The sequence below is a fragment of the Leclercia pneumoniae genome (assembly GCF_017348915.1).
GTDB lineage: Bacteria > Pseudomonadota > Gammaproteobacteria > Enterobacterales > Enterobacteriaceae > Enterobacter > Enterobacter pneumoniae.
Map to the genome: position 1 here is coordinate 4022157 of NZ_CP071383.1, position 13345 is coordinate 4035501.

The following is a 13345-nucleotide window of genomic DNA, read 5'->3' on the forward strand; positions in this document are numbered from 1 at the left end:
CTTATGCCTCACCCAGGTATGCGCGGATCACGTCCGGGTTGTTGCGGATCTCTTCCGGCGTGCCGTTGGCCAGCGGTGTGCCCTGATTTACCACGTAGATACGGTCAGAAATGCCCATCACCAGCTTCATATCGTGTTCGATAAGCAGGATGGTGGTGTCGTGATGATCGCGCAGCTCAGCAATCAGCTCGTCCAGCTCTTTGGTCTCTTTCGGGTTGAGGCCAGCGGCCGGTTCGTCGAGCATCAGAATTTCCGGCTGGGTCACCATGCAGCGGACAATCTCCAGACGACGCTGATCCCCGTAGGCCAGGTTACTCGCCTGGCGGTTAGCGTGCTGCAGCAGACCGATACGATCCAGCCAGGTAGCGGCGCGGTCGAGCGCTTCTTCCTGCGCGCGGCGGAAGGCCGGGGTTTTCAGCAGGCCGGAGAAGAGGCCGGTTTTAAGCTGCTGATGTTGCGCCACCAATAGGTTTTCAATCACCGTCATTTCACGGAACAGGCGCACGTGCTGGAAGGTACGCACTACGCCCATGCGGGCAATCTGCTGGCCCGGCAGCCCTTCCAGGTGCTGCTCGCGCAGCATGATGGTGCCGCCCGTCGGCTTATAGAAGCCGGTCAGGCAGTTAAAGACCGTGGTCTTTCCTGCGCCGTTCGGGCCAATCAGGGAGACGATCTCTTTCTTATGCAGATCCAGATTCACATTGTTGACGGCCAGCAGGCCGCCAAAACGCATCATCAGACCGTTAACGGATAATAATGGCTGACTCATGCCTGCTCTCCTTTCACTTCCGCACGCTTAAGCTTCAACTGCGGACGGGTCATCGGCAGCAAGCCCTGCGGACGCCAGATCATCATCAGCACCATCAAACCACCCAGCATCAGCATGCTGTATTCGTTAAAGTCGCGCATCAGCTCGCGGGAGACCACCAGCAGGACGGCTGCAAGAATAACGGCGAACTGCGATCCCATCCCGCCCAGCACCACAATCGCCAGCACAAAGGCAGATTCGGCAAAGGTGAAGGATTCCGGGCTGACGAAGCCCTGACGCGCGGCAAACAGCGTTCCGGCAAAGCCGGCAAACGCGGCGCTGATGGTGAACGCGGTCAGCTTGATGCGGGTCGGGTTCAGACCCAGCGAGCGGCAGGCGATCTCATCTTCACGCAGCGCTTCCCACGCGCGGCCCAGCGGCATGCGCAGCAGACGGTTAATCACGAACAGCGTGATGACCACCAGCAGCAGTGCCACCAGATAGAGCCAAATCACACGGTCGGACGGATCGTACTTAATGCCAAAGAAGTTGCTGAAGGTGTCCCAGCCGCCTTCGCGGGCGGTGCGGCTGAACTCCAGGCCGAAGAAGGTCGGTTTCGGGATCTGGCTGATGCCGTTCGGGCCGCCGGTCACTTCGGTGTTGTTGAGCAGCAGGATACGGACGATTTCACCGAAGCCTAAGGTCACAATCGCCAGATAGTCGCCGCGCAGGCGCAAGACCGGGAAGCCAAGCAGGAACCCCGCAGCAGCCGAGACCAGCCCTGCCAGCGGCAGGCAGGTCCAGAAGCCGAGGCCGTAATAGTGGTTCAGCAGCGCAAAGGTGTAGGCGCCGATGGCGTAGAAACCGCCGTAGCCCAGCACCAGCAGGCCCGACAGACCTACCACCACGTTCAGGCCGAGGCCTAAAATCACGTAAATCATGGTCAGGGTGGCGATATCCACCGTCCCGCGCGACACCACGAACGGCCACGCTACCGCGGCCACCAGCAGCGCCACGAGGAACAGCTTCTGCTTAACGGTCGAGCCGTCGATTGCCGGCAGCACGAATTTCGGCCCTGAGACGTTTTTCAACGTCTTCTGGAAAATCGGGCGCAGCAGCTGGAAGAAGAAGACCACCGCCGTGCCGATAAATACCCACTGCCAGCGAATGTCAGCCGCGGAATCCACGACCAGTTTGGTGCCACTCAGCTCCAGCTGGACGCCCATAAAGACGCCCGCCAGCACGAAGAACATGGCGGCAGAGAGCAGCGCCATCGCGAAATGCATCGGTTTCATACTTTCTCTACCTCCGGACGGCCCAGAATACCGGTAGGCATCACCAGCAGCACCAGAATCAGCAGGGCGAACGACACCACGTCTTTATATTCTGTACTCAGGTACGCCGAAGAGAGCGCTTCCGCCACGCCGAGGATCAGGCCGCCAATCATCGCGCCCGGGATACTGCCGATACCGCCCAGTACCGCTGCGGTGAAGGCCTTCATCCCGGCCATAAAGCCGATGTAAGGGTTGATTACGCCGTAGAACTGGCCGAGCAGGACACCTGCCACGGCAGCCATCGCCGCGCCGATCACGAAGGTCAGCGCGATGACGCGGTCGGTGTTGATGCCAAGCAGGCTCGCCATTTTCAAATCTTCCGCGCAGGCGCGGCAGGCGCGTCCCATGCGGGAGTAGCGGATAAAAATAGTCAGGGCGAGCATCGCCAGGAAGGTCACGATCCAGATCACCAGCTGCATGGTGGTGATAGAGGCAGAGAAGTTCTCGCTGGCCCCCACAATCCACTGGCCGTTGAACAGGCTTGGCAACGCCACATCGCGCGAACCTTCGGTCAGGCTGACGTAGTTTTGCAGGAAAATGGACATCCCGATGGCGGAGATCAGCGCAATCAGGCGTTTGGAGCTGCGCACCGGCCGGTAGGCGACGCGCTCAATGCTCCAGCCGTAGGCGCTGGCGATCACAATCGCGCCGACAAACCCGGCGGCGACCAGCAGCCAGCTGCTGTCGATGCCCATCATCATTAGCGCGGCGATGATCATAAAGGAGACGTAACTACCAATCATGTACACCTCGCCGTGGGCGAAGTTGATCATGCCGATAATGCCGTAAACCATGGTGTAGCCGATAGCGATCAGCGCGTAGGTGCTTCCCAGCGTGACGCCGTTAAACATCTGCTGCAGGAAATAGAGAAACTGCTCGGACATATGCAAACCTTTTTATACCCGCCCGGAGAGCCGGGCGGTGGGATAATTATTTGGCGGCCGAAGACGAACCATCGGCGTGCCACTTAAAGACACCAAACTCAAATCCCTTCAGATCGCCTTTCTCATCCCAGTTCAGCGGCCCAATCACGGTGTTCGCCCCGTGTGCTTTTAAATCTTTCACCAGATCCAGCGGCTCTTTGCTGCCGGTACGCTCCAGCGCCGTGGCCAGAGACTGCACGGCGGCATAGGTGATCCAGACATACGGACCACTTGGATCTTTTTTCTGCGCCTTGAGCGCATCCACGATAGCTTTGTTTGCCGGATCCTGGTCATAGCGTTTTGGCATCGTGACCAGCATACCTTCGCCCGCATCGCCCGCGATGTTAGAGAGGGAGGCGTTGCCCACCCCCTCTGGCCCCATAAACTGGGTTTTCAGACCGGTAGCGCGCGCCTGGCGCAGCATCTGACCCATTTCCGGGTAGTAGCCGCCGTAATAGACGAAGTCGATGTTCTCTTTTTGCAGGCGGGCAATCAGCGCGGAGAAGTCTTTCTCACCGGCGGTAATGCCATCGAAGAAGACCACGTTCGCATTGCCTTTTTTCAGGCCGTCCTGCACGGAGCGCGCCAGCCCTTCTCCATACTGCTGCTTATCGTGAATGATGGCGATGCGCTTTGGCTTAACGGTCTCGAGAATGTATTTGGCGGCGGTCGGCCCCTGAGAGGAGTCGAGCCCGGCGGTACGCATAATGTGCTCATAGCCGCGCTGGGTCAGCTCCGGGTTGGTGGCGCCCGGGGTGATCATCAGAATGCCTTCATCTTCGTAGATATCAGACGCCGGCTGAGTTGAAGAGGAGCAGAGGTGACCAATCACGTACTGGATACCATCGTTAACCACTTTGTTGGCTACGGCGACGGCCTGTTTAGGGTCGCAGGCATCGTCATACTCGACGGCAACCAGTTTGTCGCCTTTGATACCGCCTTTAGCGTTGATATCCTGGATAGCCTGACGCGCGCCGTTAAACTCCATATCACCCCACTGGGCAACAGGACCGGACAGCGCGCCTACCACGGCAACTTTAATCTCTTCCGCTATCGCTGCCTGCGAAATTGCCAGTGCAACCATCCCCGCGATTAATGCTTTCGCGTTCCTTTTCATCTGTGAATCCCCATTCGTGACGTAATGTTTATATTTTGTTTTATTATGGTTAAAAAGCATTCTGTACTTTTAATGAACAACGCTATTTTTACCAGTGCCTTTAATGGTTTAGCGCAGTTTTTTGGCAAAAACCAGACTAAAATCTCTATTTTTCAGGCGATTAAGCAAAGATAATATTCTGAAATTAGTCGGAGATAAACAAATAAAAGTGGAGTTTGCAGCATAAAATAACGGTACAAAGCACGGAATAAAACGCTGCCTTACAGGGTAATATTCTGCTTATTTTTCGATCCCTGCGTTTTATCCCTACCCATGCGACTGCTAAAAAAGTAATCACCTGGATAATGGATTAAAAAAGAGGACGCCGGTCAGGATATAAATTGAGTACACTGCCCCTACTTTTTAAATGTGGACATGCTGCTAATGAAACTGACTATCATTCGTCTGGTGACCTTTAGCGACCAGGATCATATCGACCTGGGCAAAATCTGGCCGGAATACTCCCCCTCTTCTCTGAACGTTGATGACACCCATCGTATTTACGCTGCCCGTTTTAACGAACGTCTGCTGGCCGCCGTTCGCGTGACCCTGAGCGGTACGCAGGGCGCGCTGGACTCGCTGCGCGTGCGTGACGTGACCCGCCGTCGTGGCGTGGGGCAGTATTTGATTGAAGAGGTGATCCGCGATAACCCGAGCGTGACGTCATGGTGGATGGCGGATGTCGGTGTGGAGGACCGCGGCGTGATGGCGGCATTTATGCAGGCTTTAGGGTTTACGGCGCAGACCAATGGGTGGGAGAAGCGCTAGATTTTTGCGGTTAGGTATGTGCGGCCTGATGCCCTCACCCCGGCCCTCTCCCACAGGGAGAGGGAGAAAGGCGGTTCCGGCACTCCCTCTCAGCGAGCGGGAGAAAAGCCCCCATCAAACAGTCCCCTCTCCCCATGGGAGAGGGTTAGGGTGAGGGCATCAAACCGCACCAGTCTTACTTAGCGTCGGTCGCCGTACCGTTAGCATGCCAGTCAAACACGCCGAACTCGAAGCCCTTCAGGTCGCCCTTCTCATCCCATGACAGTGGCCCCATCACGGTTTCAACGGAGTTCGCTTTCAGCCAGGTAGCAATCTCAGCCGGATCGGCGGACTGGTTCAGACCCGCCTGCAGAGACTGCAGCGCCGCGTAGGTAGTCCAGACGAACGCGCCGCTTGGATCCTGTTTCTTCGCCTTGATCGCATCTACGATCGGTTTGTTCGCAGGCACCTGGTCGTAGTTCTTCGGCTTGGTCACCAGCAGACCTTCGGCAGACTCACCCGCAATGTTAGACAGGGAGACGTTCGCAACCCCTTCCGGACCCATAAACTGGGTTTTCAGACCGGCAGCGCGTGCCTGACGCAGGATCTGGCCCATCTCCGGGTGATAACCACCGTAGTAGACGAAATCGATATTCTCTTTCTTCAGACGCGCCACCAGCGTAGAGAAGTCTTTCTCACCGGCGGTAATACCGTCAAAGAAGACCACATTGGCGTTGGCTTTTTTCAGGTTATCCTGCACCGCGCGCGCCAGGCCTTCACCGTACTGCTGTTTGTCGTGAACGATAGCGATACGCTGTGGCTTCACTTTTTCCAGAATGTATTTCGCCGCGGTTGGCCCCTGGTCGGAGTCCAGACCGGTGGTACGCAGGGTCAGTTTGTAACCACGTGAAGTCAGCTCCGGTGCGGTAGCTGCCGGGGTAATCATCAGAATGCCTTCGTCTTCGTAGATATCAGACGCAGGCTGCGTGGATGAGGAGCACAGGTGGCCGATAACGTATTTAATCCCATCGTTTACCACTTTGTTCGCTACCGCGACCGCTTGTTTCGGGTCACAGGCGTCATCATATTTTACGATCTGCAGTTTTTCGCCTTTGATGCCGCCTTTGGCATTAATGTCTGCAACCGCCTGCTCTGCGCCCGTAAACTCCTGATCGCCGTACTGTGCTACCGGGCCGGACATGGCGCCCACAACCGCCACTTTGATATCTGCCTGGGCCATGGTGCTGAATGCCAGCGCGATACATCCTGCCAGTAACGCTTTACCCTTCATGTTCATCCTGAGAATCCCCATTGTTATGGTTTTTGCAATTGTTGTGATGTTGTTGTGCGGCACATTATTTTTCTTATCGGCATAAGAAAAGCATATGATAGTTATATTTTGGTGTGCTGCCGGTGCCAAAGCAGCATACTCTGCTAAAACATACCCCATTTTCATGGATATGGAATAGCTAATTTGAAATGAATATATGATAAACCCGGCAGTTTTTTCTGCCGGGTAAAAGGCTTTAACGTGTCAGCGCCGCAGAAATAATATCCAGCGCTTTACGGAACTGAGCTTCGGGAAGGGTAAGCGGATAAAGGAAACGAATCACGTTGCCATACACGCCGCAACTTAGCAGCAGTAGCCCCTCTTTCAGGGCGCGCTCCTGGACCTGCCGCGTAAATTCCGGCGAGGGCTGTCCGGTTTGCGGGTCGTTGAACTCCACCGCCACCATTGAGCCCTGAGCACGGATATCAGCGATATAAGGGCAACTCTCTTTGGCGTTGTTCAGCACTTCCACCAGATGATGGCCGAGATGCGCCGCACGAGCGCAGAGATCCTCTTCATCGATCACGTCCAGCACCGCATGGGCTGCAGCAATCGCCAGCGGATTACCCGCATAGGTGCCGCCCAGCCCGCCCGGCGCGGGGGCGTCCATCACCTCTGCGCGCCCCGAGACCGCCGAGAGCGGCATCCCGCCCGCCAGGCTTTTCGCCATGGTGATGAGATCCGCCTTCACGCGGTGATGTTCCATTGAGAAGAGTTTGCCGGTACGGGCAAAGCCCGTTTGGACTTCATCGGCAATCAGCAAAATGCCGTGGTTATCGCAGATGGCGCGCAGCCCCAGCATAAAATCTTCGGGGGCCACGTTGAACCCGCCTTCGCCCTGCACCGGTTCAATGATGATGGCTGCCACCTGATCCGGGGCGATGTCGGTTTTAAACAGGCGTTCCACGCTTTGCAGCGCCTCAGCGGTGCTTACCCCGTGCAGTTCGTTGGGAAATTGCGCATGGTAGACCGAGCCGGGGAAAGGACCGAATCCCAGTTTATAGGGTGCCACTTTGCCCGTGAGGGCCATGGTCATAAAGGTGCGGCCATGGAAGGCACCGCCAAAGGTGATTAGGCCTGGACGACGGGTCCAGGCGCGGGCAATCTTCACCGCATTTTCAACCGCTTCTGCGCCGGTTGAGAAGAAGGCGGTTTTGGCCGGCCCGTCGATCGGCACGCGGGCATTAATGCGCTCTGCGAGGGCGACATAGCCTTCGTACGGGACAATCTGGTAGGCGGTATGCGTAAAGGCGTGAAGCTGTTTTTCGATGGCGGCGATGACTTTTGGATGACGATGGCCAGTGTTCAGCACCGCGATCCCGGCGGCGAAGTCGATGTATTCGTTGCCTTCCACGTCCCACACCGTGGCGTTTTCGGCTTTATCGGCATAGAAGTTACACATCACCCCAATGCCGCGCGGCGTGGCCTGCAAGCGCCGGTCATTCAGTTCTTTGTTGTTCACCTTATCCCCCTGAGGATCGCATGCGTAGCGCATCAGTAAGTGTTTGCCAGGGGGTAAAATTTCGCCAGAGCGGGCGTTAAAAAAACAGAGCCCCCGGATTCACATCCAGGGGCTTTTATCCTTCATATTTCAAGCCGCAGGTGCGTTGGCTGCTCTCGTTCACCCGAATCACTTACTCATGTAAGCTCATCGGGATTCACTCATTTGCCGCCTTCCTGCAGCCTGAACTATTTCGGCTAAGCGGGGACTTCGCAGAAATTACGCTTCAATAGCGGCGCGAAGTTTTTTCATGGCGTTCTTTTCAAGCTGACGCACACGTTCAGCGGAGACGCCGTAGCGGTCGGCCAGCTCCTGCAGGGTGGACTTGTTCTCTTCGTCCAGCCAGCGGGCGCGGATAATATCCTGGCTACGCTCGTCGAGGCCTTCCATCGCAAAGCTCAGCTTGTTGGCGGCCTGATCTTCCCAGTTGTCCTCTTCAATGCCGTCAGCAAAGTTAGAGGTTTTATCCTGTAGATACAGAACCGGTGCCATCGGCTGGCTGTCGGACGCATCGTCGTCGGAAGACATGTCAAAGGTCATGTCCTGGGCGGCCATACGGGATTCCATCTCACGCACGTCTTTACTGGTTACACCCAGCTCGCGCGCCACCATTTCCACTTCATCCTGATTAAACCAGCCCAGACGCTGCTTGGTTTTACGCAGGTTAAAGAAGAGTTTGCGTTGCGCTTTCGTCGTGGCGACCTTCACGATACGCCAGTTACGCAGTACGTATTCGTGAATTTCCGCTTTGATCCAGTGCACGGCGAAGGAGACCAGTCGCACACCCACTTCCGGGTTAAAGCGACGTACAGCCTTCATCAGGCCAATGTTACCTTCCTGAATCAAGTCCGCCTGCGGCAGGCCGTAGCCCGAGTAATTACGAGCAACGTGAACAACAAAGCGCAGGTGAGACAGGATCAGCGTCTTAGCTGCTTCCAGATCGCCCTGGTAATGCAGCTTTTCAGCAAGCTCCTTTTCTTCCTCGGCCGTTAACATCGGCCAGGTGTTCGCAGCCCGGATGTAAGACTCCAGGTTACCAACAGGGGCTAAAGCTAAAGTTTGCATTTCTTTGGTCATTCATTCCTCTCAATATGATCTCTTCTGGTCCAGGTTATCCCCATCAGGCAATAACCATGCCAAAGCGTTTGAGCAACGAGAATAGCATCCACTCTTGTATCAGACAGTGATTTTATCCACAAGTTCCAGGTGCAACGGTGAATAAATTACGCACAAATTGTGACATGGAGATGATACTGCGGGGAAGAGACAACAGGGAGCTCTTTCCCTGCAGAGCGACAACTCGGTGCAGGGAAAGATTATATCACGCTTTTATTATTCCGGAGTAAAGCGACGTAAATGTTGGACGGTAGCAAGCCAGGCTGCGACCCACCCAATCATTGAGCAAACCAGCAGTAATAACAGGCACTCATCGAACCCTAAGCCACTGATATCAAACTTAGTTCCGAAAACCTGCGCCACTTCAGTAACGGCAGAAGAGAGCCGCATCACCAAAATTTCTGACAATATCAGTGAAAGAAATGCGCCGGTAAAACCGAGCAACGCCCCGCCGTAGAGGAATGGACGCAGGATAAAGCCATCCGTTGCGCCGATCAGCTTTTGCACGTTGATGGTATCGCGACGGGCAAAGATGCTCAGACGCACGCTGTTACCAATGACGAGGAACACCGCCGCGACCATCAGCACGCCAATCATTGCCGCCACGCGCCCCACCAGCCCGGTAAGCGCCGTCAGGCGCGCGAACCAGCTATCGTCCATGCGCACTTCATCGATACCGTTAATGCGGGAAACCCGGTCACGCAGCGTGTTCAACGAATCCGTGCCCTGGAAATCGATTTTCGGGATCACCACCGCCACGGCGGGTAACGGGTTCTCTTCCAGCATATCCAGCGCGCCGCCAAAGCCAGACCAGTTACGGAACTCCCCCAGCGCCTCTTCACGCGAAAGGTAGTTAACCTTCTCTACCCCCTGCTCGGCCTGGATCTGCCCCACAACCTGCGCCGCAGCGTTGTCGTCGAGCGCTTTATCAAGGTAGACGGTGATTTGCGGCGATGGGTAATACTGCGACGCCGCCTGGTTTACGTTTTTGTAGACCATGTAGCAGACGCTGGGCAGCGTCAGGGAGATGGCAATCACCATCACCGTGAGGAAGGTCGCCAGCGGCTTGCTCTTCAGATCCTGCAGTGCGCCCTGGAAGGCGTAGCGAACCTGCTCGTTAAAGACGTTAGTTTTTCGCGAGTTTGGTTTCGGGGCGGCTTTCGCACGTCTCGGTTGATTGCGATTGCCGTCACCTCCGCTATGCGGTTTGCGGAAACGGTCGAATTTGCTGCCAAACTGGCGGATCTGGTTGATTGCGTCGCGCTTATTCACCAAGGCCTCCGTGCAGGTGCCCGTCGCTGAGCGTCAGCATGCGGTACGAACGACGGGAGATAAGGCCCAAATCGTGCGTCGCCATCAATACCGTCACCCCAACGCGGTTAAACTCCTCAAACAGACGCAAAATCCCTTCGGAGAGGGCTTCGTCCAGGTTTCCGGTCGGTTCATCCGCCAGCAGAACGGCAGGTTTGTTCACCACCGCCCGGGCGATGCCCACGCGCTGCTGTTCACCGCCGGAAAGCTGAATCGGAAAGTTCTTCGCTTTGTCCAGCAGCCCAACCTTGTCCAGCGCCGCAGAGACGCGACGACGGATATCATCATAGCTGGCCCCGGCAATAATCAGCGGGATCGCCACGTTATCGAAAACGGTGCGATCCATCAGCAGATGGTGATCCTGGAAAATCATGCCGATCTGACGACGCAGAAACGGCACTTCACGGTTTTTCAGACGGCTAATATCGTGGCCGCTAAACCAGATTTTCCCGGCGCTTGGCCGTTCGATCCCACAGATCAGCTTGAGCAGGGTACTTTTCCCCGCGCCGGAATGGCCGGTCAGGAATGCCATCTCGCCCGGCTGCAGGTGGAAGGTAACCCCCTGCAGCGCTTGTCTCCCACCGAGATAGGCCTTGCTGACGTGTTCAAAGCGAATCATTGTTAATCCTCTCGGGCAAATAGTGCCTCAATAAAGTCGTCCGATTTAAACGGACGCAAATCCTCGATACGTTCGCCAACACCAATGTAGCGGATAGGAATACCGAACTGATCTGCCACGGAGAAAATTACCCCGCCTTTTGCGGTGCCGTCCAGTTTTGTCAGCGTAATACCGGTCAACCCTACCGCTTCATGGAACAATTTCGCCTGGCTAATGGCGTTTTGTCCGGTGCTGGCGTCAATGGTCAGCATAATTTCATGCGGTGCGTCTTCATCCAGCTTCTTCATGACGCGAACGATCTTCTTCAGCTCTTCCATCAGGTGCGATTTGTTCTGCAAGCGCCCGGCGGTATCGGCAATCAACACATCCACGTTACGCGCCTTCGCGGCCTGGATGGCGTCGAAGATCACGGAGGCGGAGTCTGCGCCAGTATGCTGAGCAATGACCGGAATGTTGTTGCGCTGGCCCCACACCTGCAGCTGCTCAACCGCGGCCGCACGGAAGGTATCGCCCGCCGCCAGCATCACCGATTTGCCCTGCTGCTCGAACTGACGCGCCAGCTTACCGATGGTGGTGGTTTTCCCTACGCCGTTAACGCCAACCATCAGAATAACAAAGGGCATTTTGCCTTCAATATTAAGCGGTTCGTCAACTTTTGCGAGGATTTCACCCATCTCGTCTTTCAGCAGACCGTACAGCGCTTCAGCATCGCGCAGCTGTTTGCGGTTTGCGCCTTCGGTGAGACTGGCGATGATTTTTCGCGTGGTCTCAACACCGACGTCGGCAATCAGCAGCTGTTCTTCCAGCTCTTCAAACAGATCATCGTCGATTTTTTTGCCGCGGAACAGGCTGATAAATCCGGAACCGAGGTTTTCTTTAGTTTTAAGCAAGCTGCGCTTCAGACGGGCGAAGAACCCCTCTTTCGTCGGTTTTTCTTGCTCCTGCACGGCCTCATCTTCTGGCTGCGCTTCAACTGGCACGACCATGACCGCTTCTTCAGCGGCCTCGGCTGCCAGCGCCTGGGCTTCCAGCTCTTCGTCGGTGAGTTCCGGCTCGCGTTCTGCTTCCTCTTCCACCGCGTCGACAATCTCGACAGTTTCCGCTTCGGCCTGCCACTCTTCAGCTGACACCGCTTCGGCTTTCACCTCTTCCGGCAGCGGCAGCGCTTCGTGTTCGATAACCGCCTGCGGGGTTGGCTCAACCTTCTTCTCGGTTACCGGCTCTGGTTGTTCGACAGGCTCAACGTCAGGAAGAGGCTCAGGCTCAACCGGCTGCGGTTTTTCGCTCTCCTGCACCTGCTCCGTGACCTCGACAACCTCTTCGGCAAAGGCCTCTGTCTCTTCTTTCGAATGAGCGTGCTCTTCCGCTGCGGGTTCAGCAATCGCTTCTACTGGCGTTTCAGGCTCGGGCTGCGCGTCAACAGCCTGTTGCTCTTCAACCTGCTGTTCGGTTTCCTGCTCTTTCTGCCCAAAGCCCAGCCAGGAAAAGAAGCCACGTTTTTTCTCTTTTGCCATTTGCGACTACACCCCTCGCGGTTAATTTCCGGCGCTATATACATGGAAGCTAAAAAAATGATGAAATAGTTTATCACTTAACTTAACGCACATCACCGCCTGCAAGCGCAGGCCCAATGAGTGACCCGAGCAAAGATATGAAGAAACCCAACCGTGCTGCGGCCGGTCAGATACGTATCATCGGCGGCCAGTGGCGAGGCCGTAAACTTCCGGTGCCGGATAGTCCCGGCCTGCGCCCCACCACCGACCGCGTGCGTGAGACGCTGTTTAACTGGCTGGCACCGTCGATGGCCGATGCCCGTTGCCTGGATTGCTTTGCCGGCAGCGGCGCGCTGGGGCTGGAAGCCCTCTCCCGCTATGCCTCCAGCGCCATTCTGCTGGAGATGGAGCGCGGCGTAGCGCAGCAGCTACAGCAAAACCTTGCAACCCTGAAGGCGAGCCATGCCAAAGTGGTGAATACCAACACGCTCACCTTCCTCGCGCAACCCGGCACGCCGCACGATGTGGTCTTTGTCGATCCGCCGTTTCGTAAAGGGTTGCTGGAAGAGACATTAGCATTACTGGAAAACAACGGCTGGCTAGCAGATAACGCGCTAATCTACGTAGAGAGTGAAGTGGAAAACGGCCTGCCGCCGGTGCCCGTACACTGGGATCTGCACCGGGAAAAAGTGGCCGGTCAGGTGGCTTATCGTCTTTATCACCGACAATCACAAGGAGAGACCGATGCCGGTTCTGATTAATCTGGGGCGTTTGCTGATGCTGGGGGTCTGGGCATTTTTGATCCTCAATCTGGTGCACCCTTTCCCGCGTCCAATGAACATCTTTGTTAACGTAGCGCTGATTTTCACTTCGTTTATGCACGCCCTGCAGATGGTGATGCTGAAAAACGGCCTGCCAAAAGATGGCCCACAAATGACTGCCTGGCAGCAAGTACGGGTCTTTATTTTCGGCGTGTTTGAACTGCTGATGTGGATGAAGAAGTTTAAGGCGCAGGTGAAGAAGTAAGGTGCGGCCTGATGCCCTCACCCTAACCCTCTCTCACAGGG

General features: G+C 56.0%; 13 protein-coding genes. 3 read left to right on the top strand and 10 right to left on the bottom strand.

What is annotated here, in order from left to right:
• Window position 1: 1 nt before the first annotated feature.
• Genes livG through livK form a run of 4 tightly spaced genes read right to left on the bottom strand, consistent with a single transcriptional unit; the run spans window position 2 to window position 4122 of the window.
• Window positions 2-769 (bottom strand): high-affinity branched-chain amino acid ABC transporter ATP-binding protein LivG, encoded by a 768-nt coding sequence (livG, locus tag JZ655_RS19570; protein WP_046886787.1) that lies wholly within the window; start codon window positions 767-769, stop codon window positions 2-4.
• Window positions 766-2043: a high-affinity branched-chain amino acid ABC transporter permease LivM gene (locus JZ655_RS19575; protein WP_207292543.1), complete on the bottom strand. Its 1278-nt coding sequence runs from the start codon at window positions 2041-2043 to the stop codon at window positions 766-768. Before JZ655_RS19575 ends, livG begins: the two co-directional genes overlap by 4 nt.
• Window positions 2040-2966 (bottom strand): high-affinity branched-chain amino acid ABC transporter permease LivH, encoded by a 927-nt coding sequence (gene livH, locus JZ655_RS19580; protein ID WP_040078237.1) that lies wholly within the window; start codon window positions 2964-2966, stop codon window positions 2040-2042. Before livH ends, JZ655_RS19575 begins: the two co-directional genes overlap by 4 nt.
• A gap of 46 nt (window positions 2967-3012) precedes the next feature.
• Window positions 3013-4122, bottom strand: a complete 1110-nt coding sequence (gene livK, locus JZ655_RS19585; RefSeq protein WP_040078235.1) for a high-affinity branched-chain amino acid ABC transporter substrate-binding protein LivK — start codon at window positions 4120-4122, stop codon at window positions 3013-3015.
• A gap of 423 nt (window positions 4123-4545) precedes the next feature.
• Here livK and panM point away from each other — a divergent pair, with 423 nt between their 5' ends.
• The gene (panM, locus tag JZ655_RS19590) at window positions 4546-4929 is read left to right on the top strand and encodes an aspartate 1-decarboxylase autocleavage activator PanM (protein ID WP_040078652.1); all 384 of its coding nucleotides are present in this window, start codon (window positions 4546-4548) and stop codon (window positions 4927-4929) included.
• A gap of 175 nt (window positions 4930-5104) precedes the next feature.
• On the opposite strand, the gene livJ is transcribed toward panM, so the two are convergent.
• From livJ to ftsY, 6 genes are all read right to left on the bottom strand, one after another.
• Complete coding sequence (gene livJ / locus JZ655_RS19595) at window positions 5105-6205, bottom strand: branched chain amino acid ABC transporter substrate-binding protein LivJ (RefSeq protein WP_072039552.1); 1101 nt, start codon at window positions 6203-6205, stop codon at window positions 5105-5107.
• A 229-nt stretch (window positions 6206-6434) separates the two neighbouring features.
• Complete coding sequence (locus JZ655_RS19600) at window positions 6435-7700, bottom strand: 4-aminobutyrate--2-oxoglutarate transaminase (RefSeq protein ID WP_207292544.1); 1266 nt, start codon at window positions 7698-7700, stop codon at window positions 6435-6437.
• Window positions 7701-7958: 258 nt separating this feature from the next.
• Window positions 7959-8816, bottom strand: a complete 858-nt coding sequence (rpoH, locus tag JZ655_RS19605) for an RNA polymerase sigma factor RpoH (protein WP_207292545.1) — start codon at window positions 8814-8816, stop codon at window positions 7959-7961.
• A gap of 255 nt (window positions 8817-9071) precedes the next feature.
• A complete protein-coding gene (gene ftsX / locus JZ655_RS19610) occupies window positions 9072-10127 on the bottom strand; it encodes a permease-like cell division protein FtsX (RefSeq protein WP_207292546.1) in 1056 nt (351 codons plus the stop codon).
• The gene (gene ftsE / locus JZ655_RS19615; protein WP_040078229.1) at window positions 10120-10785 is read right to left on the bottom strand and encodes a cell division ATP-binding protein FtsE; all 666 of its coding nucleotides are present in this window, start codon (window positions 10783-10785) and stop codon (window positions 10120-10122) included. The genes ftsX and ftsE overlap by 8 nt, the downstream gene beginning before the upstream one ends.
• A 2-nt stretch (window positions 10786-10787) precedes the next feature.
• A complete protein-coding gene (ftsY, locus tag JZ655_RS19620) occupies window positions 10788-12299 on the bottom strand; it encodes a signal recognition particle-docking protein FtsY (RefSeq protein ID WP_040078228.1) in 1512 nt (503 codons plus the stop codon).
• Window positions 12300-12436: 137 nt separating this feature from the next.
• Between ftsY and rsmD the strand changes: the two genes are divergently transcribed.
• Window positions 12437-13039: a 16S rRNA (guanine(966)-N(2))-methyltransferase gene (gene rsmD, locus JZ655_RS19625; RefSeq protein WP_046886836.1), complete on the top strand. Its 603-nt coding sequence runs from the start codon at window positions 12437-12439 to the stop codon at window positions 13037-13039.
• Complete coding sequence (locus tag JZ655_RS19630) at window positions 13023-13304, top strand: DUF1145 family protein (RefSeq protein WP_207292547.1); 282 nt, start codon at window positions 13023-13025, stop codon at window positions 13302-13304. The genes rsmD and JZ655_RS19630 overlap by 17 nt, the downstream gene beginning before the upstream one ends.
• Window positions 13305-13345: the final 41 nt, after the last annotated feature.